The organism is Halomicrobium zhouii, from assembly GCF_900114435.1.
Lineage (GTDB): Archaea > Halobacteriota > Halobacteria > Halobacteriales > Haloarculaceae > Halomicrobium > Halomicrobium zhouii.
Map to the genome: position 1 here is coordinate 458,678 of NZ_FOZK01000001.1, position 21,761 is coordinate 480,438.

Here is a 21,761-nt window from a genome sequence, read left to right on the forward strand (position 1 = left end):
CTGGCCACACCGATCGTTCGAATTATGGGCACTACGGTGGACGGCCGGCCACAATTAAACGAAGTAATATGCATATTATCACGATCGATCCGGTTCTGCTGCCCGTTCGCACGGTTCAGCAGGCCCCGTCTCGACGCGGCCCTGTCGGCGTAACGGGGGCCGACCGCACGACGATGCCGTCGCTACGGGGCGATCGACCGGCGCGAGAACCGACGAGGCCGACGACTGGCGGAGTAGTGCGAGCGCGCCAGCGGCGCCCGCGTGGAGCGCCCGGTGCGCTACCCGCCTTCATAGTGGTGGTTGTAAGCCCTTACCGGCGTTCGACGTGGACGGTACCGGCGAACGCCGGTAAAAAGTTACAACCACCACTATCAGTCGTCGGCGGGGACCGACAGGCTCGCGGCGTCGCGCTGGGCAGGCGCGACCAGGCGGACGGCGCACTGCTTGAAGTTCGGTTCCTTCGACTGGGGGTCCAGCGCGTCGACGGTGAGCCGGTTCGTCGACGGGTGGTGGATGGGCAGCCAGACCATCCCCTCCGGGACGGCCGGGTCCGGTTCGACGGTCGCCGGGACCGCGGCGCGGCGGGACTCGACGACGGTCCGGTCGTCCTCGACCGCGTCGCTGCCGGCGACCGTCTCGGGGTTGATCCGCGCGACTACCAGGCCGGGGTCGTCGACGGACCGCGACCGGATCCCGGTGTTGTACCCATCGGACTCCCGTGCCGTCGTCAGCGTGAGCGAGTACTCGTCGTCGACGGGTTCCGGGAGGCCCCCCTGGGTTCCGGTGGAGAACTGCGCCTTGCCCGACGCCGTGGGAAACGTCCAGGACTCGGTGCCGTCGTCGTCCGCGTCGGCGCCGCCGTCGTCTGCATCGTCGGCACCGTCCTCCGCGTCACCAGCACCGCCCTCGTAGTAGCGGTAGCCGCCCTGCGAGTCGGCATCGGGCGCGGGCCAGCGGACGGCCTTCTCGTCGTCGAGGCGGTCGTAGCCGATCCCCGAGCAGTCGGCCTTCGTCCCCGCGGTGAGTTCGCGGAACTCGTCGAAGACGGTCTCGGGGTCGGGCGACTTCTCGGGGAACAGGTCAGGGAAGAGGCGCGCGCCGATGGTCGCGATGATCTCCAGGTCGCTCCGGACGCCGCTTGGAACCGCCGTCGCCGGGCGCACGCGCGAGACGGTGCGCTCCATGTTCATCGTCGTCCCCGAGGACTCGCCCCAGGTCGCCGCCGGCAGGACGACGTCGGCCAGTTCCGTGGTCTCGGAGCGGAAGGCGTCCTGGGCGACGACGAAGACGTCTTCGAGCCGCTCTCTGGCCGGGCCCGCGTCGGGCATCCCGGCGACCGGATTGGTGGCGACGGTCCAGACCGCCTCCACCTCGTCGTCGACGGCCTCCACGACGCCGACCGGCCCCGGCCCGGGGTCGTCTGGCAGCCGCTCGACGGGGACGTCCCAGGCGTCGGCGACGAACGCGCGCTCGTTCGGGTCCGCGAAGGGCCGCTGGCCCGGCCAGCTCCCCTTCGAGGAGCAGACGCGCGTCCCCATGGAGTTGGCCTGGCCGGTCAGCGAGAACGGGCCGCCGCCGGGCCGGAGGTTCCCCGTCGCCAGCGTGAGGTCGACGAGCGCGCGGGAGAGCTCCGTGCCCTGGACGTGCTGGTTGACGCCCATGCCCCAGTAACAGAGGGCTTTCCGGTCGAAGGCGTCGGCCAGTCTGTCGACGTCGGCCATCTCGACGCCCGCTTCCTCGGCCGCCGCCTCGGGCTCTGGTAGCGTCGCCAGCAACTCGTCGAACCCCTCGGTGGCCTCCTCGACGAACGCCTCGTCGACGCGGTCGGTCTCGACGAGGCGCGCCAGCACGGCGCGGGCGAGCGCGAGGTCTTTGCCAGGTTCGGGTGCGACGTGGCCGTCGGCGTGCTCGGCGGTCTGGGTGGCGACGGGGTCGACGACGAGCATCTCGGAGCCCTCTTCGCTTGCGGCCTGACGGATCCACCGAAACATCACCGGGTGGGCGACGGCCGGATTCGCCCCCCAGACGACGTGGCTCTCGGCCTCAGGGATGTCGTCGTAGGTACACGGCGGCGCGTCGCTCCCGAACGCCTGGTAGTAGGCCGTCACCGCGCTGGCCATGCAGAGGGTGGTGTTGGCGTCGTAGTACCGCGTCCCGAACCCGCCGCGGGCGAGTTTGCCCAGCGCGTAGGCCGCCTCGTTGGTCTGCTGGCCGCTCCCGAGAACCGCCACGTCGTCGCCAGCGTCGAGGGTGTCCTCGAAGTGACCGACCACCTCGGCCAGCGCGAGGTCCCACGTCGTCGGAACCAGTTCCCCGTCGCGGCGAACGAGGGGCTGCGTGAGCCACTCGCCGTCGGGGTCCTGACTCTCCCTGACGCCGCGCTGGCACGCAAGTCCCTGGTTGACCGGGTGGGCCGCGTCACCCCGGACCACGTCGACGCCGTAGCCGATGTCGACGCCCTGCTGGAGGTGGCCACAGCCGACGGCACACCGCATGCACGTCGTCGGCACCCAGTCGCTCATGGCTCACCCCGCTGCTGGAAAATATTGCCGAACGTTTGCCCATATTTCGGCCGCATTTGTTCGAATCCCATGGGAATATCTCTTGTTTACCCCCTCGTATTCAACCTTCAAAACAGTATTCGTTCATAATCGTACACTAGAAACGTGTTCGGGTGTCTATGTGATCACCTTCGACTCGGTGGTCTCTGGACCGACTGTTGGTGTTTTAGGTTCTGATGGGAGGATCGGCGTGGGTGGAATATTACAGGATTGCGTGCGAGGAGTCGACAGCATTACCGCAAACACGTCGAAAGCCCTCGGCGCGCTCGAGTCGCGCGCCTCGCTGCGTTCCTCGCTCACTTCCGTTCGCTCCGGTACTTGCGTCGGCGTGCTTCCCCGACCCCGTCTCGCCCTTTCAGTCCACCAGGGATCGCATAGCTCGCGCCATGAAGGCGCTCGCGAATGGCTCCACCAAACCTCCCCGGTCGCTCGCCGTCCGGCGAGCGACACGCGTCCTGACCGCTCCACCGTCAGAACTCCGTTCTGACGAGCATCGCCTCGCGGTGCTCGGCTCAACGCAACCGCTCGGCCGGGAGCGCGGGGCTGCCTGTGGTCCTGGGAGGAATGAAAGGGCGAGGTGCGGTCGGCGACGGCGGACGACGTAAGCACGCGAGCAACGCGAGCGCGCGCAACGAGTCCCCCGAGCCGAGCGCGCCGAGGGCTTTCTGGCTGTTTGTGGTGAAGTATTCCGAGCTAGCGGTAGTCCCTAGAGTTGAGGCGGTCGGGGCTTTCGAGTTGTTTGCGGTGCCGATGACGAAGTCAGATCAAGAGACGGGGTTGCCAGCCGCAGTTACTCCGACTCGTGGGCCCAGAACTCGTCGGAGACGGTCACTTCCTTCTTGAACAGGGGGACCTCGTCTTTCAGGCGATTTATCCCGTCCTCCACGGCTTCGAAGGCCTCGGCCCGGTGGCCGGCCAGGATCACGACGAAGACGATGTCCTCGCTGGCCTCGACGACGCCCGTCTTGTGGTGGAGTGCGACCTCGAAGATTCCGTCGCGGTCGAGCAGGTCGCTCCGGATCGCCGCCAGTCGCTCCTCGGCGACGCCGTCGTACTTCTCGAAGGCCAGGTGTTCGGTCGGGTCGTCGTCGGGGCCGTCTCGCTCGCGCACGCGCCCGGTGAAGGTGGCGATGGCGCCGGCCCGATCCTGCCGGGCGGATCGTTTCACCCGCGCGGCGAGCGAGCCCAGCGTCTCGTAGGGCTCTCGTTCGTGCAGCGCGTCGACCACCGAATCGAGGGCCAGGTCGTCGGCGGTCGGCGCCGCGGTAACCCGCGCTCCCTCGTGGTCCCGACCCCCCAGCGCGACGGTCGGGATCGCGGCATCGGAGAACCCCTCGACGAGCGCGTAGTCGTAGTCGGGCGCTAGCTCGTCCAGCGCGTCCACGAGGGTCCGATCGGCGCCCGTGGCGAACCAGCCCTCGTCGTCGGTAATGCCGTAGGTGGCCTGCGCGCCCGCGGCGCGGTGGCGGGCGGTGTCTTTGCCATCCGTGTCGACGTCGGGCGAGTGGGTGAGGTGCTTGACCGTCGCGACGGACCCGCGCTCCGAGAGGCGCTCCGCCAGGCGCTCGACGAGCGTGGTCTTGCCCGCGTCGGAGGGACCGGCGATTCCCAGGACGTACACGTTTTCGAACGGGACCCGGACGTACGTATAGTTTCTCACCGGCGCAAACGTCGTTCGCGTGGAAAGGGGTTAGTGGCTCGCCCCGGACCATAGGGTATGGACGAGTTCAGTCACGTCGACGACGACGAACGCGTGCAGATGGTCGACGTGGGCGACAAGGCGACCGTCGACCGCCGCGCGGTGGCGACGGGCCGCATCGCCGTCCGGCCCGAGACGGCGGCGATCATCGAGGCCGGTGAGGTGGCCAAGGGGAACGTCCTGGCCACCGCCCGCGTCGCGGCCATCCAGGCTGTCAAGCGTACCTGGGACGATATTCCGCTGTGTCACCAGATCCCCATCGACGGCGTCACCGTCGAGTTCGACGTCGGCGAGGCGGCCGTCGAGAGCACCGTGGAGGTGTCCTCGACGGGCCAGACCGGCGTCGAGATGGAGGCGCTCAATGGCGTCACCAGAGCGCTGCTCACCGTCTTCGACATGGTGAAATCCGCCGAGAAGGACGACGATGGCGAGTACCCCGCGGCCCGCATCGAGGACGTCCGCGTCGTCGAGAAACACAAGGAGGCGCTGTCGTGAGCGACCACCACGACCGTGGCAATCACGGAGACAACGGTCACGACGACCACCACGACCACAACCACCACGACCACCATCACCACGGGGCCGACGAGACCTGGTCGTTCGCCGTCCTCACGATCTCGACCTCGCGCTCGGCGAGCGACGACCGGAGCGGGGCGGTGGCCCGCGAAGCCATCGAGAGCGCCGGCCACGAGGTCACAGTACAGGAAATCGTCACGGACGACGAGGACGAGATCGCCGAAACCATCGACTCGCTCCTCGGCGACGTCGACGTCGTCGTCACCAGCGGCGGGACGGGGCTGACGCCCGACGACGTGACGGTGGAGGCTCTCCGCCCGCTGCTGGAGAAGGAACTCCCCGGCGTCGGCGAGTACTTCCGGCGGCTGAGCCACGAGCAGGTCGGGACGATGGCGATGCTCTCGCGAGCGACCGCGGGGGTCGCCGACGGGACGGCCGTCTACGCCTTCCCGGGGAACCCCGACGCCGTCGAACTCGGCGTCGAGAAAGTACTGTTGCCCGAAATCGACCACGTCCTGGGGCTGGCCCGACGATGACGGCCGTCGGCGAGCGGACGGCGGTCGACGACGCGCGGGCGGCGCTCCTCGACCTGATCACGCCCGTCGAGGAGACCGAATCCCTCCCCGTCGCCGAAGCCGACGACCGGATCATCGCGACCGACATCGACGCCCCGCGAGCCGTCCCGCACTACGACCGCGCCGCGATGGACGGCTTCGCCGTGCGAGCGACGGACGTCGTCGACGCCGGCGAGCGCGCGCCCGTCAGGCTCGCACTCGCCGAGTGCGATGACGAGGAGGGCGACAACGAGGGCGACGAGGCCGGCGGCCCAGGGCAGGCGGTCTCTGTCGACACCGGTGAGGCGATGCCGGCCGGCGCCGACGCAGTCGTGATGGTCGAACGGACCGAGCTGGTCGACGGCGAAGTGCTCGTCTTCGAGGCGGTCGCGCCCGGCGAGAACGTGGGGGCCGAGGGCGAGGACGTCGAAGCCGGCGCGCGACTCTTCGACGTCGGCCATCGGCTCGCACCGGCCGACCTCGGACTCCTCCAGGTGGTCGGTCTCGACGCCGTCGACGTCTTTCGACGGCCCAGGGTCGTCCTCATCCCGACCGGCGAGGAACTCGTGAGCGCCGACCCCGACCCGGGTGAGGTCGTCGAGTCGAATAGCCTGACCGTCGGCCGGTACGTCGAGCGCTGGGGCGGCGACACCGAGCGATTCGAGCCCGTCACCGACGACAGCGAGGCGCTCCGGGCGGCCCTGCGCGAGGCGAGCGAGGAGCGCGACGCGGACCTGATCCTCACCCTCGGCGGCACCTCCGCAGGCGAGCGCGACCGGGTGCCCGGTGCGGTCGAGTCCATCGGCTCCGTCGAGGGCCACGGCGTCGCACTCCAGCCGGGCCACCCAGTCGGTTTCGGCACCGCCGGGGAGACGCCGGTCGTCATGCTGCCGGGCTACCCCGTCGGCTGTCTGGTCGCCGCGACGGCGCTGGTCCGGCCCGCCGTCAGTCGGCTGGCCAACCGTCCTCTCGCCGATCTGCCGACCACCGAGGCGACGCTCTCCCGCAAACTCGCCAGCCCCGTCGGCACCAGGACGTACGCCCGCGTCGCCCTCGACGACGGCGTGGCGACGCCGATTCGCGCCCGGGGGTCGGGCGTCCTCTCCAGTGTCACCGAGGCGGACGGCTGGGTCGTCGTCCCCGAGGAGACGGAGGGGTTCCCGGAGGGCCACACCGTCGCCGTCGAGAACTGGAGGGCCGAGCAATGAGCGACCGCACCGAGTTCCTGACGCTGGCCGACCCCGACGCGGTCCGCGAGACTATCGCCCAATTCGACCTGGGCGGCGACACCGAGACCGTCCCGCTCGCCGAGGCGCAGGGGCTCGTCCTCGCCGAACGGGTCGACGCGGACCTGGCCGTACCGGGGTTCGACCGGGCGAGCATGGACGGCTACGCCGTCCGGGCGACCGACACCGTCGGCGCCAGCGAGGCCGCGCCGACGGTCCTCGAGATCGTCGACGAGGTCCACGCCGGCGAGGAACCGGACGCCGACGTCGACCCGATGACCGCCGTCGAGGTGTCGACCGGGGCCGTGATGCCGGCCGGCGCGGACGCGGTCGTGATGGTCGAGCGGACCAGCCGCCGGGAGTCGGACGTCGCGATCAGGACTACCGTCACCCCTGGCGATCACGTCATGCCGGCCGGCGACGACGTCGCGCCGGGCGAGCGGGCGCTCGGGCCTGGAACCGTCGTGACGAACCGGGAGATCGGCCTGCTGGCCGCGCTAGGTCGCGAGACCGTCGCGGTCCGGGACCGACCCCGCGTCGCCGTCGTCTCGACGGGCGACGAACTGGTTTCCCTCGGCGACGACCTCCACCCCGAACGCGGCGAGATATACGACGTCAACGGGCAGTCCATCGCCGCCGCGGTCCGCGACGCCGGCGGCGAACCGGCGGTGTACCCCACCGTTGGCGACGACACCGCCGAAATGAAACGGGTCCTGCGGGAGGCCGCCGCCGACTGCGACCTCGTGACGACCTCCGGCGCCACCAGCGCCGGCGCGGTGGACGTCCTCTCCGAGGTCATCGCGGACGGCGGCGAGCAACTGCACCACGGCGTCGCCATCAAGCCCGGCAAGCCGACGCTGGTCGCCCGCCTTGACGGGGCGCCGTTCGTCGGCCTCCCGGGCTACCCGGTGTCGGCGCTGTCGGTGTTCCGGACGCTCGTGGCGCCCGCCATCCGCGAGGCGGCCGGGCGCCCGCCGCTGGAGCGACCCGAGCGCCGGGCCGAACTCAGCGAGGACGTCCACTACGACGAGGGGCGCCACCGACTCCTCCCCGTCGGGCTGGTCACCGACGGCGCGGGCGGGACGCTCGCCTACCCGGTCGACAAGGGCAGCGGCGCGACGACGACGCTGACGAACGCCGACGGCATCGTGGAGATGGCCGCCGAGACGTCGCTGCTGGAGGCGGGTACGGCCGTCACCGTCGCCCTGTTCGGCACCGACGTCCGCCCGCCGCGCCTGTTCGGCGTCGGCGAGGCCGACCCGGCTCTCTGGGACCTGCTCGACGGCGTTCCCCGGACGCGCTTCCTCGCCGTCGGGTCGGCCGAGGGCGACCGCCGACTCGCCGATGGCGTCCCCGACGTCGCCGTCGTGACGGGGGACGACGAGGGCGCTGCCGGCACGCCACTCGGCGGCTGGACGCGCGAGTGGGGAATCGTCGTCGCACCCGACACGGCGGCGGCCGCGGGAATCGACGGCCTGGCCGCCCTCGTCGACGGCGACTGGCGGTTCGTCAACCAGGGCCGGTCCGGGCTGCGCGACGCGTTCGACGCGGCGCTCGACGACCTGGCCGCCGAACGGGACGCGACGCGCGGTGAACTCGTGAACGCCATCGACGGCGCGCAACGGACGGCGCCCGGCCACGAGGGTCCCGCACGCCGGGTCGCCGCGGGCGACGCGGACGCAGGCCTCGCACTCCGGGCGACGGCCGAGGAACTGGATATGGGGTTCGTCTCACTCGGTCACCAGTCCGTGGAAGTCCGGGTCAACCCGGACCGGGTCGACAAGCCCGGTGTGGCCGACCTCCGGGCGGCGCTGGCCGACGCGCCGGCGACGGTCGGGGACGTTCCCGGCGTCTCCTGGGACGGGTAGCGAGTCTGCGAACGCTGCTCTCCGTCCGGCGCCATGACTGTCTCCAGCCGAACGCAGTCTGGCCGGGAGCGCGTTTTATCGCGCGACCAGGGGAAGGGCAGGGCTGCCGTGTTGTCCTGGAGGAATGAAAGGGCGAGGTGCGGTCGGCGAAGTCCGACCCCGCAAGCACTGGAACGAAGTGAAGGGCGCAGCGGGGTCGCACGAGTCGAGCGCTCCGAGGGCTTTCCTTTGTCGTTTGCAGATCCGTTCCTGGTTTGCGGGCTGGCAGACCGGGATCACGCAGACGCGGCGACTTCACCATCGTTCAGGGCTTCTGCGAGCAACTCGGTCACGCCCACGATCTCCAGTTCGTCCTCGAAGCCGCCGGTCTTGCGGCCGTCCTCGAACATCGTGGTACACATCGGGCAGGCGACGACGAACTTCTCGACCCCGCTTCCGGCCTTCGTATCCTCCACCGCCTCCCGCAACCGCTCTTCACTCGGCTTGCGCTCCTCCTCGACTTCGATCCAGAGACCGCCGCCGCCACCCCCGCAACAGAACGAATCTTTCCGGTTGCGGGGCATCTCCACCCGCTCACACCCCGTCGCGTCCACGAGCTCCCGGGGCGCCTCGAACTCGCCGTTGTAGCGGCCCAGGTGGCAGGGGTCGTGGAAGGTGACGGTGTAGTCCAGAGTCGTCGGCACGTCGAGCGCACCGGTCTCCACCAGGTCCGCCACGACCTGGGTGTAGTGGAAGACGTCGTCCTCGCCCCACTCGCAGGCCTCGAACTCGGGGTACTCGTTCATGAACGTGTTGTAGGCGTGGGGGTCGGTGGTGACGATGCGGTCGAACTCGCAGTCCTGGATGGCGGCGGCGTTGTCCTCGACGAGCATCTCGTAGAGGCCCTCCTCGCCGACGCGGCGGACGTCGTTGCCGGCGTTCTGTTCGTCCTCGTAGAGGATGCCGTAGGAGACGTCTGCAGCCTCGAAGACGCGGGCGAGCGCTTTCGCTATCTCCTGGTTCCGGCCGTCGTAGCTGGGGTAGTCGCCGACGTACCAGAGGAATTTGACGGCCTCCTCGCGGGCGTCGGGGACGTCGAAGTCCAGTTCGTCGGTCCAGTCCGGACGTTTGCGCTCGGGGTCGCCGAAGCTATTCCCGTGCTGGAAGACGTTCATCATGGCGTCCTGGGCGTGTTCGTCCATCTGGCCCGACTCCGTCAGGCGGCGGTTCATCTCCGTGAAGCTGGTGAGGTGTTCGATCTCGACGGGACAGCTGTCCATGCAGGCCATGCAGGCCAGGCAGGACTCCATCGTCTCGCTGTCGACGACGGAGGTGCCACCGTCGGCGATGATGGGCATCTCTCCCGCCTCCCCGGCGTCGCGCTCCTCGCGGTAGCGCTTCAGGTCGAGGATGACGTCCCGTGGGTCAAGCGGCCGGCCGACGTCCTTCGCGGGGCAGGCGTCCGAGCACCGGCCGCACTTGGTGCAGGCGTCCTGGTCGAGCAGCTGTTTCCACGAGAAGTCGTCTATCTCGTTGGGGCCGATCTCCTCCGGGGCGGCGTCGGCGGGCACGCCCGGTAGTCTCACCCCGGCCTTCTCGTCACGGGTGAGGACGTTGGCGAACGACGAGAGCATGTGGAACGGCTTGGCGTAGGGGACCCAGGCGACGAACCACAGCGCCAGCAGCGAGTGGCTCCACCAGACGGCGGGGTACGCCGCCGTCGCGAGTTCCGGCGTGACGCCCGCTCCCTCGAACGCGCGGGCGACGGTCCAGCCGACGAAGCTCACCGTCTCGAAGCTGACGTCCCGCGTCGCCGACGTCCCGAGGATCCGGACGCCCTCGGTGAGGTAGCCGCCGACGCCCAGGAGGAAGAGCGACCAGACCAGCAGGTGATCGGAACTGTCGGTGTGGCGACCCCAGAGCCGGTCCATGTGGACGCCGTAGCGCCGCCAGATGGCGATTCCCAGTCCCACCACGAACAACAGCCCCATCAGGTCCATCACGAATGAATAGGAGAGGTAGAAGTCGCCGACGAAGAACGAGTCGCCGGTCAGCGGCCGGTAGAGGTCCATGTCGATCCCCAGGATAGTGGTCCCGGTGAGCAGCGTCAGAAAGCCCCAGAAGACGAAGGAGTGCCACAGGCCAGCGACCCAGTCGCGGTCGAACTGCTTCTGGTTCGACAAGACGATGCCGGCGGCCGTGACCACCCGGGCAGGGAGGTCGTCGAGTCGCGGGAACGGGTCCTCGCTCGCGCGTGCGTACCGGGAGAATCGCCCGTAGACGCCGACGAGGAAGACGAGGATCGCCACCGCCGAGAGGTAGTAGAAGATCGCTTTCCCGAGCGGGCTGATCTGCCAGAAGGTGGGCCGCGTGGCCGCCTGGAGCGGCAATGTCATGTGATATCACCCATCGTCCTGCCGCTTAAGTCTTGCTGGGCCCCGCCGCAGTCTGTCGGAAACAGAATCGGTGTTCAGAGTTCACGCCCCACTGGCTGCGGTCGTACTGTCCAGCTATCTGCCGCATTCCCGCCCGTTTGGCCCGTTCCCGACAGATACTTACCCGTCCGTCCACCCTTTCACGGTCGATGGACGAGAAGACCGAGGAACTGCGCGACATCTTCGTCGACGTCGCCGGCGAGGAGACCGTCACGGAGTCCCAGGAGGAGTCGCCTGGTTCGCTCACCACCGACGAGGACGGGGTGGACGACCGCATCGCCGCAGTTATCGAACGCATGCGCGACCGGTACGACTTCGACTCCGGGCTCGACGACGAGCGACTCGCCGCCGTCGTTCGCGGGTTCTACGACGGCGACGACGACGCCACTATCGCCGACGACCTGGACGTCGCACCGGAGGACGTCTTCGACGCCAGGCTTGATCTCCACCTCTTCCGCGACGCTGACACCGACGCGCCGTTCGACCTCGCACCGCTCCGCAAGCGGGCCGGAGACGACGTCGCGACGCTGGCCGACGACCTCGACGTCGCGCCCGAGGCGGTCCGTCACTACCGCCGGGTCGTCACCGCCCAGAACGAGGCCCGGCAGGTCAGCCAGCGCTTCCAGGCCGAGTTCGAGGAGGCCCTCGCCGACGCCGGCCTCACGGCGATGACCGACGCGATGCCCGAGAACGGCCTCGACGACACGACCGAGGACATCGGCTCGCTCGAAGAGGACGCGGACGTCAGCTTTTAGCGCCGGCCACCCCGGCGGCGCGGCCGACCCTTTATCAGTGAAGACGGGACCAGAGCGGTCCATGCACGCCTTCCGCGACCTGGAGACCGCCGCGTACTGCGCCCGGAAGCTGTACCACCGCCGCCGCGACGCCGACGTCGAGATACCCGACGTCAGCGACGTCCGGTCACTGGCCTTCCAGTACGAGCACCTGCTGGCCGTCGACGCGGCGCTGCTCGCCGCACCCATCGAGGTCTCGCCCGGCGCGTTCCGCGACCGACTCCGAACGGCGAGCGACGACCTCGATTCGTGGGACGAACTCGCCGACCCGCCGCTGAAGAACGCGTTCCTCGAAGGGAAGGACTGTCGCGGCGTCGCCCACAAGGTGCTGGAAGACCCGCTCGCCCCGTCGCTGGTCTTCGCCGGTCGCCCGCCCGAAGACGGCGTCTGGGAGCCCCAGTCCGTCCGACTCGTCGCCGCCGCCAAGGCGCTCTCCTGGGAACGCGAACGGCAGGTCGACCGCGCCTACGCCGAGTACCCGGCCTACGGCGTCGTTCGCGAGATCGAACTGACGACGCGTCGCACGGGCGACTACCGCCGCGCGCTCCGGACCGCCGAGTCCATCGACGGCCCGCCGCCGCGGACGTCGAACGGCGCCAAGTGCGAACCCTGCGAGTACCGGGAGTCCTGTGGCACGCGAACGCGGTCGCTCAAGAGCATCCTGAAACCGTGATTCCCGGGTGGCTCGGGGTTTCACCGTTCGCACATAAGTCGGCCCCTCCCGTCGGTCGGGCCCGGCCTAGTTACTCCGGAGCCACATCTGGACGGCCGTCACCATCCCACCGTCCCGCAGTATCTCCTCCTCACCGACGTCGACGACCGTGGACTCTGCCCCGAGCGTCTCGCCGCCGTCGAGGACGACCGCCGCCGCCTCGCGAATCTCGTCGTCGAGGTCCGCGACCCGGCGGACGCTCCCCTCGCCGCTGACGTTCGCGCTCGTCGCGGTGAGTGGGCCGGCCGCGGCGAGGAGGTCACGGGCCAGTTCGTGCTCGGGTACCCGGATCCCGACGCGGTCGCGCCCGCCCGTCAGTTCGTCGGGCACCTGGTCGCCCCGCTCGACGACGACGGTGACGGGGCCGGGGAGGAACGCCCGCATGAAGCGCTCCTCGCGCTCGGTGGGGTTGGTGTACTCGAGGGCGGTGTCGACGTCCGGGACGCCGAGTGAGAGCGGGTCGTCGGGGTCCCGGCCCTTCGCCGCGAACACCCGCTCGACAGCGTCGGGATCCAGTGCGTCCGCTCCCAGCCCGTACACCGTCTCCGTCGGGTAGACGACGAGGTCGCCGTCCTCGACGGCTCGTGCGGCGCGTTCGATCTCGGTCATGGCTGGTGGTCGGTCGGGCGATGGAAAAAGCGTGACGGGTCACTCACCACGCGCGGCCCGTTCCTTCCCGTTCTGGAGGGCTTATCCCGCGTACCCTCCTCTCACTGGCAATGAGTCTCGAAGCCGTCTTCAACGAGATCCCGTTCGTCGAGTCGCTGGGCATCGAGGTGACCGAGGCCGCCAATGGCCACGCCGAGGGGCGACTCCCGCTCCGGGAGGAACACACCACTAATCCGCACGGCGGCGTCGCCCACGGCGGCGTCACCTACTCGCTGGCCGACACCGTCGGCGGCGCGGCCGTCGTCTCGCTCACCGGTGACGTCGCGCCGACCGTGGACATGCGCATCGACTACCTCGCGCCGGCGACGGCCGACCTGACCGCGACGGCCGACGTCGTCCGCAACGGCGGGAGCGTGGCCGTCGTGAACGTCGAGGTGCACGATGCGGACGACCACCACGTCGCCACGGCTCGCGGCGTGTACAAGACCGGCGGACAGAACGGGGAGTCACCGTGGACCGAGGACGCTGACAGCGAGGCCGACGTCGCCGACGGTGACGGCGGCGGCGGTGCGGACGACGGGATGGACGACGACCGCTAGCTGGCGTCGCTGTTGACGAACGCCATCCCCTCGCGGACCGAGTCGTTCCGGCCAAGCAGCGTCAGCATGTCCCCGCGCTCGACGACGAAGTCGGCGGTCGGGACGTCGGTCTCCCCGTCGCGGGTGATGAGTGCGATGAGGCAGGCGTCCGGAAGCATCGGGCCGACCTCGCTGACGGGCTTGCCGACGATGTCGTCGTTGGTCACCTCGACCTCCTGGACGTCGCCGACGCGGCCGACGTCGGTCATCCAGTGGGCGATGGCGGGCCGTTCGATCTGGTTGTCGATAGCCCAGGCCGTCGCCATGGACGAGGAGATAGTCCGGACCCCGAGGTCCTCGAAGGCGTCGACGTTGTCGGGGTTGTTCGCCCGCGCGATGACCCGCTCGACGTCGAACTTCGACTTGGCAAGCTGGGCGACCAGCAGGTTGGCGTCGTCGTCCCCGGTGGCGGCGACGACGGTCTTGGCGTTCTCGGCGCCCGACGACCGGAGCACCTCGGTGTCGGTGCCGTCGCCCTGGTGCACCGTGTACCCCTCGTTCCGGGCTCTCTCTACCACTCGGTCCCGCTCTTCGACGATGACCACGTTCTCGCCGCGGTCTTCGAGGCGTTCGGCGAGCGATCGGCCCACCTTGCCGCCTCCGACGATGATGACTCTCATTGGTATCACTTCGAGGTATTCGGCGATCTTCCGCGCGAGGCCGCCCTGGAAGACGGCGGTCAGCAAGATCGCCAGGAAGACGGTCCCCAGCAGGACGTCGGCCTGCGTCTCCAGGCCCTCCGCCCTGAGTTCGACGGCGAACAGCGTCGCGACGGAGGCGGGGATGATCCCCCGCGGGCCGACGAACGACATGAAGAGGCGCTCGCCCGTCGAGAACCGGTCGCCGGCCGTCGAGAGCAACACGAGCGCCGGGCGGACGACCAGCGCGATGAGGCCGACGACCAGCAACCCCTCGAACCCGACCACCTCCAGGGTGCGGATGCTGACGAGCGACGCGAGCGCGATGAAGACGAACGAGAGCACGAGCAACGTCACGTCGCCCTTGAAACTCTCTATGTCGTGTTCGTAGGGGATGTCGGCGTTGCCGAGCAGGAACCCGGCCGTCGCGGCCGCGGCGACGCCGGCCTCCGTCGCCTCGTAGTTGGCGGCCGCGAAGGCGACCAGTGCGCCAGCGAGGACGAGCAACCGGGCGTTGCGCGGGGCGTCACCCGGCGAGAGGTCGACGTACCGCAGCAGGTAGTAGACGAGGCCGGCGACGATGACGCCGAACAGGAGGCCGACGCCCAGGCGCGTCACGAACGCCTGCTCCAGGCTCTCGATGGAGGCCGCCGGGTTGACGCGGTTGAAGAAGACGACGGCCATGATCGCCGCGGACACGTCGTTGACGATCCCCTCCGTCTCCAGGGCCGCCGCGACCCGGTTCCGGACCGGGACGACCCGCAGGATCGGCGTGACGACGGTGGGACCGGTCGCGACCAGCAGCGACCCGATGACCAGCGACAGGTCCCAGGGAACGTCCAGGACGAACTTGACGGCAGCGGCCGTCCCGACGAGCGCGATGACGGCACCTATCGTCACCAGCCGGATGGCCGCCGCGGGGGCCTCGCGTATCCGCTCTATCTTCAGGTGAAACGCGCCCTCGAAGACGATGATCGCGACGGCGAACCCGACGATGGTCGGCAGCGCCTCGCCGAACGTCTCCTGGGTGACCAGGTCGAGGCCGGGTTCACCGATGACCAGCCCCACGACGATGTAGAAGATGATCGCGGGCACCTGAAGCCGGTCTGCCAGTATCTGGGCGACGACCCCGATGGCGATGATCCCGGCCACGAGCAACAACAGCGTCGACTCGGCCATCTTCACTACGCTCTTCCAGTCTCTCCCGTATAAAACCCGTCTGACCGCGTCGGTGACCGGGCCGCTCTCAGGACTCCCTGCGGTCCAGATACGTCAACACGCCGCGGACGTTCATCCCCACCTCGGCGGCCGACTTCTCCTCGCCCCAGATGTCGGGCGTGTCGACCGTCTCCCTGAACCGCTCGATGACGGCGTCGTCGTCACCCAGTTCGTCGCGGGCCGACTCGACGTCGGCCACCCACGCGGACAGAATCTCGGCGTAGGTGTCGAGGCGACCGGCCGTCCGTGCCGGTCCGAAGTGGCCGTACAGCAGCCATTCGGGGTCGATCGCTTCGAGCGTCTCGACGTCGTCCAGCGCCCGTTCCAGGTCGAAGTTCGACGGCGGGCTCGTGACGTGGACCTCGTCGGTCGACGGGCTGTAGATGCCCGCCGCATCGGCCGTGAACACCCCGTCGATTTCGGGGTCGTGAAAGACGACCTGGTGGGGCGCGTGCCCCGGCGCGTGGTGGACCGCCAGCGCGTGGTCGCCCAGTTCGATCCGGTCGCCGTCCTCGATCTCGACGATCCAGTCCTCCGGCACGGGCTCGGGTTCGACGTAGTACTGGATCTGGTCGCCGACCGCCGCCTTCGTCCCCTCCCAGAGCCGCTCGGGGTCGACGAGGTGGCGCGCACCGCTCTCGTGGACGTACACCGCCGCGTCCTCGAACTCCTCGACCAGGAACCCCGCCCCGCCCGCGTGGTCGAGGTGAACGTGGGTCGCCGCGATGACCTCGACGTCCTCCGGGTCGATCCCCGCCGCCTCGACGGCGTCGAGCACGCGCTCGTAGTTCGTCCCCAGGCCCGTGTCGACCACGGCGGGACGCTCGGCGTCGATCACGTACACCGAGCCGTACTCCTCGACGCCGTACATCCCGGTGTCGACGTACCACAGGTCCTCGTGCACCTCGCTCGCGTGCGTGACGTCCCCGATTGCCATGTCTGCACTCCCGGGTGGCCGCTGGTTAAGCGTTGGTGTCGGCGGGCCGTCCGGTGAACGGTCACGTGGTTCTCAATCGTGCTGACGTGAGTGCTGCTGTGCAGTCGACGGGGTTATACTGTAAATTTCCCACCATCGGCGAAAGCAAAGTTAGCGTCCAAAGTTTGGATCAGCCGTCGAGGACCCACAGTCGGCAGGGCCGGCCGGCGGGAGATCCAAAGAAAATGGCGAAAGTTTGGATATTGCCTCCGTCAGATCAAAGTAGATCGAATTGGACCCCGCCCGATTCAAAGAAAACGACTGAAGTTTTTATTCGGTGGTAGCGGGCAGTGGGCGTTCCACTATGATACGCACGTCATCGCACCGACTTCCCTCTGTACTGCTGTGTCACACGCCGACTCACCATCGACACGTATACGGAGAGCGCCCGAGAATCCCGAGACATGTTGAGCAGGCAGTTCGTCCGGGAGAACCCCGACGTCGTGCGGGACGCCATCGAGCACAAGGGCGTCACCGGCGTCGACCTGGACGAGATCCTCGAGATCGACGAGGAGTGGCGGGAGCTGAAAGCCCACGGCGACGACCTGCGCCACCAGCGCAACGAGGTCTCCAGCCAGATCGGCGAGTACAAGCGCGAGGGCGAGGAGGAGCAGGCCCAGGCGGCCATCGAGCGCTCCTCGGAGATCAAGGAAGAACTCCAGGACGTCGAGGACCGGGCCGACGAACTCGAAGCGGAATTAGAGGAACGACTCCTCGAAATTCCCAACGTCCCTCACGACTCCGTCCCCGTCGGCGAGGACGAGTCGGACAACGTCGAGCGCTATCGCGAGGGGTTCGACGACCTCCGGGACCTCCCCGACGAGGTCGTGCCCCACTACGACCTGGGCGAGGAACTGGACATCCTGGACTTCGAGCGCGGCGCCAAGGTCACCGGCGGCGGGTTCCAGTTCGTCAAGGGCGACGGCGCGCGCCTGGAACGGGCCCTCATCCAGTTCATGCTCGACGTCCACCGCGAGCAGGAGTACGTCGAGGTCTCCCCGCCCATCCCGGTCAACAGCGCGTCGATGAGCGGGACGGGCCAGCTTCCCAAGTTCGACGAGGACGCATACCGCGTCGGCGCTCGCCACGGCGACGACTACGACGACGACGACCTGTGGCTGCTCCCGACGGCGGAGGTGCCGGTCACCAACATGTACCGCGACGAGATTCTGCTGGACGACGACCTGCCGGTCAAACACCAGGCCTTCAGCCCGAACTTCCGCCGCGAGGCCGGCGAGCACGGGACGGAGACCCGGGGCTACGTCCGCGTTCACCAGTTCAACAAGGTCGAACTCGTCAACTTCGTCCGCCCGGAGGAGAGCTACGACCGCCTGGAGGGGCTCCTCGACGAGGCGACGGAGGTCCTCGACCGCCTGGAACTCCCCTACCGCGTGCTCGACATGTGCACCGGCGACATGGGCTTCACCCAGGCCAAGAAGTACGACGTCGAGGTGTGGGCCCCCGGCGACGACATGGACGAGGGCCCCGCGGAGGGCGGGCGCTGGCTCGAAGTCTCCAGCGTCTCGAACTTCGAGGAGTTCCAGGCCCGCCGCGCCGGCATCCACTACCGGCCCGAGCGCCACGAGTCGGCGGAGTACCTCCACACGCTCAACGGCAGCGGCGTCGCCGCGCCGCGCGTCATCGTCGCCATCCTGGAGTACTACCAGAACCCCGATGGTACGGTCGACGTCCCCGAGGCGCTCCAGCCCTACATGGGCGGCCAGGAAGTCATCGAGGGCCACGACCCCATCGGCGAGACCGCTGTCGGCGAGGGCGACGGGGAATAACGACAACGAGTACCGGTCCTGATGTTCGATTTCTCGCAGGTTGAGCGGGACGAACTGAAGCTGGCTCTGGGGACAGCCGTCGGCATCGGCGTCGTCTCGTTCGCGACGTCGATGGCCGACGGGCTCGCCGGCCGACTGGGCTGGGCGGTCGCCATGGCCGCCGTCGCGGCGCTCACCGTGGTGCTGCTTACGGCACTCGACTAAGGAGCGTCCTCACCTCGACCGAGCTCACGACTCGGCCTCGCCGCCTTTCCACGTCTCGCGCGTGGGGTTGACGACGAGGTAGTCGTCGAGGCCCTGGATGCTGGAGGCGGGGAGGCGGACGCGTCCGTCGTCCGTCCGGTCGAAGCCGTGGAGGTCCCCCTCGGGAGTGACGACGACGGAGACGAGTTCGCCGGTCGTCGTGTTCATCGTGACGTTGTGCACCGTGCCGAGGCGTTCGCCGTCGGCGCCCATCACCGGCCTGTCGGAGAGCTGCGTTGCGAGGACCTGTCGCATAATCCGGACTGCGCAGGAAGAGTAATTAAAACAACTGGTCGGTTCAGTGACGACCGACGCGTCCGGACGACAGTTTCGCTCGACGGCAGCGACCGTCCAGCGCCCCTCCTCACCGTGTGTAGGTGCGGATCTCGGCAATCCGGTCGCCGTCGAAGGCGAAGACGTCGACGAACGCCGCGATCAGGTTTCCGTCACTCCCTATCAATCGCCCTTCGACAGCCACGCCGTCTGACCGTTCGAACACGGCGTCGACGGGGTGGGAGGTGTCGGTCTGGGGCCGCTCCTCGCGCATGAACTCGAGAAAACGGTCGCGCCCCTCGAAGGCGCGGTCCGGCCGTGACTGGGCGAAGTCGGGGGCCAGCAGGTCGGCGAGGCGGTCGTACGTCTGGTCGTCGAGCGCGTCGTAGTACGCACGGGCCATCGCCGTCCGGTCCATGCGAGCGACGACGGAGGCCAGCGACTACAATCCGGCGGTCAGCGTCCGTTGGCGGTCAGCGTCCGTCGGCGGTCAGCATCCGTCGGCGGTCAGTAGCCACTACCGCCGCTCTCGTCGCTCGGTTCGTCAGCCTCGTCTCCACCGTCTTCGTCCTCCCCGTCCTCGTCCGCAGCCAGGTCCTCGGCCGTCGGGATGTCGGCCAGGTCCTCGTCGCTGGCGCCCTGGGGCTCGTCGTCCAGGACGTCGTCGTCGTCGCCCGGCCCGTCGGTGTCCAGCGCATCGTCGCTCCCGTCTGGCTCCAGCGGGTCGCCGCCGCCGGGTCCGGATCCGTCGCCTCCCGCGGGTTCGAGCGACCGGGACGCGCCGGGCGCTGGCGAACCGCCGCTCGACAGGTCGGCGTCTGGGTCCGCCGGTGCGTCGTCGGGCGACTCGGCGAGCGGGTCCACCCCGTCGTCCGCCCCGTCCGCATCCCCGTCCAGTTCGCCGCCCCCGTCGTCGTCGAGGGGCGCCCGTTCGCCGTCGTCGGACGGGTCCTCGTCCGCGGCGGCCCGGTTGGCGGCCTCGGCGGCGGACTGGCTCGCCTGCATCTCCGCCTCGAGTTCCTTCAGGTCGTCGTCGTCGATCTCGTCGTCGCCAGCGTCCTCGGCGCCGTCGTCGCCTCCGACATCACTCCCGTCGACCCGCTCGTCCGTCCGCTCGGGCGGCGCGTCGACCATGCTCGTGGGCGCCTCCTCGAGTTCCTCGCCTTCGGGATTGTCGGGCTGACTCGCGGTGAGCTCGGCCTCGATCTCCTGGAGTTCCGCGTCGTCGATTTCGCCGCCGGACTCCTCCCCCTCGGCGTCACCGTCGACGTCCGTACCGGCGAATTCTGCCTCGGCTCCTTCCGCTTCGCTCTCGGCGGCTTCGTCGATGTCGACCGCCAGCGCGCTGTCGCCCTCCGCTTCCTGGGGAAGGAAGCTATCGTGTTCGTCGTCGGCGTCCTCGTCGGGCGGCCAGTCGTCGGGGTCGACCGGTTCGCCCAGGTCGCGGGCGGTCTCCAGGGGGCCCTCGGCGTCGTCGCGCAGGCGCTGGCCCTCCGCGCCGCGGCCGCTGGAGTACTCGCTGGCTGACTTGCTCAGCCAGTCGGCGGCCTGCCACAGCGCCGTCGCCTTCTCCTGTGATCGCTCGTAGTACGCCTCGAACGTCTCGTCGTCGACGAACCGGGCCGAACTGTCCAGGTGGTCGGCGGCCTCCTCGAACTCCTCACGGGCGCGCCTGAAGTCCGACTGGGCGACCATCCACTCCGAGTCGCGGTACGACCCCATCGCGCTGGTGAAGGCCCGCCGCCCCTCGGTGTAGTGGGCGTGGCCGACCCGGTAGCGGGCGAAGGCGGTGTCGTCGCCGCCGGTGTCGGCGATGGCGTCCTTGATCTCCTCGCTGCGAGGGAGTTCCGCCATGTCGCGCGTGCTCCAGGCGTACTGGATCACGCCGTCGTGGTCGACGACGAACACCGCCCGTTCGACCAGTCGCTGGCCGACGTCGTCCTCGAAGTCGACGCCGTAGGTCTCGGCGACGTCGTGGCTGGTATCCGAGAGGAGGGGGATGTGCAGGTCGTACTCGTCGGCGAAGGCCGCGTGGCTGTAGAGGGTGTCCGGCCCGATAGCGAGCACTTCGACGTCCTTCTGCATCGTGAACAGGTCGAGTTCGTCGAGATCGGAGTCGAAGTCACAGGCCGGGTTGAAGTCGGCCGGGTAGAACGCCAGTATCACCACGTCGTCACCGAGGAACTCCCCGAGGGCGACGCGGCGGTGTTCCCCGTCGACCAGTCCCGGGAGTTCGAACTCCGGTGCGTCGGTTCCCGCTGGGATCACTGGCAAAACCATTCTCGCTCCCGCACTTAAGCGTACGTGCCGATTCGGAGGCCGATATCCCCGGCGCGAGTCGATTTTCGTCGCGGAGAACCTCACTCACCGGAGCGCGTCGGTGACCCTCGACGGGTGACGACGCGTGGTGCTCGGCGAGTACCCCGTTTCGGCCGCTGAATCGGCGTTCGTGGGGCTTTTAGCCCGCTCTCCCCTACCGGTCGTCGTGGACCTACACGTGCGCTACGAGGGCGACGACGACCCGAAGAAGTGCAGCGCGCGAAAACTCGCGCGCTTCGACCTGGCAGAGCTACACGAGGCGACCCGCTCGACGCCGCCAGGCATCGTCCTCAACCCCTTCGCCGACCAGGCGCTCTCGCCAGCGGACGCCCCGGGGCCCGGCGACGGCAAGCGCCACGACCGCCTCGTCGCGCTCGATTGCTCCTGGGAGACCGCCCAGCGCGAGGCCTTCGACCTGGAGGGGATCCACCGTTCACTCCCCTTCCTCGTCGCCGCCAACCCCGTCAACTACGGCACCGCCTTCCAGCTCAACACCGTCGAGGCCTTCGCCGGCGCGCTCTGTATACTCGGCGAGCGCGACCACGCCGAGGAGATCCTCTCGAAGTTCACCTGGGGCCACACCTTCCTGGAACTGAACGAGGAACCGCTCCGGCGCTACGCGGAGTGCGCGGACAGCAGCGAGGTCGTCGCCGTGCAGGACGACTACCTGGTCGCCGAGGACGACCCGGACCGGGAACCCGAATCCTCCTGACGGC

At 69.1% G+C, this 21,761-nt stretch carries 19 protein-coding genes; 10 read left to right on the top strand and 9 right to left on the bottom strand.

The genetic code is table 11. From position 1 onward, the window contains the following. Positions 1-371: 371 nt before the first annotated feature. Both nasA and BM337_RS02225 read right to left on the bottom strand, forming a co-directional pair. Positions 372-2,522 (bottom strand): assimilatory nitrate reductase NasA, encoded by a 2,151-nt coding sequence (gene nasA, locus BM337_RS02220; protein WP_089813481.1) that lies wholly within the window; start codon positions 2,520-2,522, stop codon positions 372-374. A gap of 829 nt (positions 2,523-3,351) precedes the next feature. Then, on the bottom strand, positions 3,352-4,182 hold the full coding sequence (locus BM337_RS02225; protein WP_089815518.1) for a molybdopterin synthase: 831 nt from the start codon (positions 4,180-4,182) through the stop codon (positions 3,352-3,354). A 96-nt stretch (positions 4,183-4,278) separates the two neighbouring features. Here BM337_RS02225 and moaC point away from each other — a divergent pair, with 96 nt between their 5' ends. From moaC to BM337_RS02245, 4 genes are read left to right on the top strand one after another with little or no spacing between them, the layout of a single operon-like run. Beyond that, complete coding sequence (moaC, locus tag BM337_RS02230; RefSeq protein WP_089813483.1) at positions 4,279-4,755, top strand: cyclic pyranopterin monophosphate synthase MoaC; 477 nt, start codon at positions 4,279-4,281, stop codon at positions 4,753-4,755. Next, entirely contained in the window at positions 4,752-5,312 is a 561-nt protein-coding gene (locus BM337_RS02235) for a MogA/MoaB family molybdenum cofactor biosynthesis protein (RefSeq protein ID WP_089813485.1), read from the top strand. Before moaC ends, BM337_RS02235 begins: the two co-directional genes overlap by 4 nt. Further along, entirely contained in the window at positions 5,309-6,538 is a 1,230-nt protein-coding gene (locus BM337_RS02240) for a molybdopterin molybdotransferase MoeA (protein WP_089813487.1), read from the top strand. The genes BM337_RS02235 and BM337_RS02240 overlap by 4 nt, the downstream gene beginning before the upstream one ends. Beyond that, complete coding sequence (locus BM337_RS02245; RefSeq protein ID WP_089813489.1) at positions 6,535-8,424, top strand: molybdopterin biosynthesis protein; 1,890 nt, start codon at positions 6,535-6,537, stop codon at positions 8,422-8,424. Before BM337_RS02240 ends, BM337_RS02245 begins: the two co-directional genes overlap by 4 nt. Before the next feature lie 275 nt (positions 8,425-8,699). Here BM337_RS02245 and BM337_RS02250 read toward each other — a convergent pair whose 3' ends face one another. Beyond that, the gene (locus tag BM337_RS02250; RefSeq protein WP_089813491.1) at positions 8,700-10,799 is read right to left on the bottom strand and encodes a (Fe-S)-binding protein; all 2,100 of its coding nucleotides are present in this window, start codon (positions 10,797-10,799) and stop codon (positions 8,700-8,702) included. A 188-nt stretch (positions 10,800-10,987) separates the two neighbouring features. Between BM337_RS02250 and BM337_RS02255 the strand changes: the two genes are divergently transcribed. Further along, complete coding sequence (locus BM337_RS02255) at positions 10,988-11,593, top strand: conditioned medium-induced protein 4 (protein ID WP_089813493.1); 606 nt, start codon at positions 10,988-10,990, stop codon at positions 11,591-11,593. A gap of 61 nt (positions 11,594-11,654) precedes the next feature. Beyond that, positions 11,655-12,305, top strand: a complete 651-nt coding sequence (locus BM337_RS02260) for a CRISPR-associated protein Cas4 (protein WP_089813495.1) — start codon at positions 11,655-11,657, stop codon at positions 12,303-12,305. Between the two features lie 66 nt (positions 12,306-12,371). Here BM337_RS02260 and BM337_RS02265 read toward each other — a convergent pair whose 3' ends face one another. Next, entirely contained in the window at positions 12,372-12,953 is a 582-nt protein-coding gene (locus tag BM337_RS02265) for an L-threonylcarbamoyladenylate synthase (RefSeq protein WP_089813497.1), read from the bottom strand. Between the two features lie 110 nt (positions 12,954-13,063). On the opposite strand from BM337_RS02265, the gene BM337_RS02270 reads away from it, so the two are divergent. Further along, positions 13,064-13,552, top strand: a complete 489-nt coding sequence (locus tag BM337_RS02270; protein ID WP_089813499.1) for a PaaI family thioesterase — start codon at positions 13,064-13,066, stop codon at positions 13,550-13,552. Here BM337_RS02270 and BM337_RS02275 read toward each other — a convergent pair. Further along, a complete protein-coding gene (locus tag BM337_RS02275; protein WP_089813501.1) occupies positions 13,549-15,408 on the bottom strand; it encodes a cation:proton antiporter domain-containing protein in 1,860 nt (619 codons plus the stop codon). The two genes, BM337_RS02270 and BM337_RS02275, sit on opposite strands and share 4 nt — an antisense overlap. A 67-nt stretch (positions 15,409-15,475) precedes the next feature. Beyond that, positions 15,476-16,384, bottom strand: a complete 909-nt coding sequence (locus tag BM337_RS02280; RefSeq protein ID WP_089813503.1) for an MBL fold metallo-hydrolase — start codon at positions 16,382-16,384, stop codon at positions 15,476-15,478. Between the two features lie 443 nt (positions 16,385-16,827). Between BM337_RS02280 and serS the strand changes: the two genes are divergently transcribed. Together serS and BM337_RS02290 are read left to right on the top strand one after the other, a co-directional pair. Then, positions 16,828-18,210: a serine--tRNA ligase gene (gene serS, locus BM337_RS02285; RefSeq protein ID WP_089813505.1), complete on the top strand. Its 1,383-nt coding sequence runs from the start codon at positions 16,828-16,830 to the stop codon at positions 18,208-18,210. A 21-nt stretch (positions 18,211-18,231) separates the two neighbouring features. Continuing rightward, entirely contained in the window at positions 18,232-18,414 is a 183-nt protein-coding gene (locus BM337_RS02290) for a hypothetical protein (protein ID WP_089813507.1), read from the top strand. Between the two features lie 24 nt (positions 18,415-18,438). On the opposite strand, the gene BM337_RS02295 is transcribed toward BM337_RS02290, so the two are convergent. From BM337_RS02295 to BM337_RS02305, 3 genes are all read right to left on the bottom strand, one after another. Then, positions 18,439-18,708, bottom strand: coding sequence for a PRC-barrel domain-containing protein (locus BM337_RS02295; protein WP_089813509.1), 270 nt, complete (start codon positions 18,706-18,708; stop codon positions 18,439-18,441). 109 nt (positions 18,709-18,817) lie between these two features. Then, positions 18,818-19,144 (bottom strand): nuclear transport factor 2 family protein, encoded by a 327-nt coding sequence (locus tag BM337_RS02300; protein ID WP_089813511.1) that lies wholly within the window; start codon positions 19,142-19,144, stop codon positions 18,818-18,820. Between the two features lie 89 nt (positions 19,145-19,233). Further along, positions 19,234-20,994, bottom strand: coding sequence for a redoxin domain-containing protein (locus BM337_RS02305; RefSeq protein WP_089813513.1), 1,761 nt, complete (start codon positions 20,992-20,994; stop codon positions 19,234-19,236). 217 nt (positions 20,995-21,211) lie between these two features. Here BM337_RS02305 and BM337_RS02310 point away from each other — a divergent pair, with 217 nt between their 5' ends. Beyond that, positions 21,212-21,757 (top strand): DUF367 family protein, encoded by a 546-nt coding sequence (locus BM337_RS02310; protein WP_089813515.1) that lies wholly within the window; start codon positions 21,212-21,214, stop codon positions 21,755-21,757. Positions 21,758-21,761: the final 4 nt, after the last annotated feature.